General features: G+C 57.4%; 1 protein-coding gene. It reads right to left on the bottom strand.

Translation table 11 applies throughout. The features are described 5' to 3' along the window. Positions 1 to 439: cellulose synthase subunit BcsC-related outer membrane protein (locus tag H8L47_RS29240; protein ID WP_186957341.1), on the bottom strand; the 439-nt coding region annotated here is incomplete at both ends.

Below are 439 nucleotides of genomic sequence, written 5' to 3'. Positions count from 1 at the left end.
GAGAGTTTGCCTTTGCGTCCTGCGATCTCCAGCGGGATGCCTAGTGCAACATAGGATTTGGGGCTGAAGTAGCCACCATGTCCGTAGCTGAAGTAGCGCAGGTTTTTGTTGTAGAAGAAGGAGGTCAGGCCCAGCCCGGTAGTGAAGCTGAAGTCATTGGTTTTGTAGGCGCGCCAGTAGGCACCTACGCCTATTTCACCCATGCTGTTCTTGGCGACGTTTTTGCCAGTGAGTCCGTAGTAGCCTGCGCTGGCATAGACGCCGCCATCTTCTCCGTCATAGGAGGTGTCGAGTTTGATGCCTGTGCGGGTAACGCCACCCCAGGTGAGCCCATACAGGCTGTCTTTGGCGCCAGCATAGGAGAGGTAGCTGTCGCTGACTGAGCGGCGGGCAACTTCGATGCCGAGGCTGAGTCCATCGTCGCTGCCACTCCAGCGCA

Source organism: Undibacterium umbellatum, assembly GCF_014284125.1.
Classification (GTDB): domain Bacteria; phylum Pseudomonadota; class Gammaproteobacteria; order Burkholderiales; family Burkholderiaceae_D; genus Undibacterium; species Undibacterium umbellatum.
This window is presented reverse-complemented; position numbering and strand designations above follow the sequence as displayed.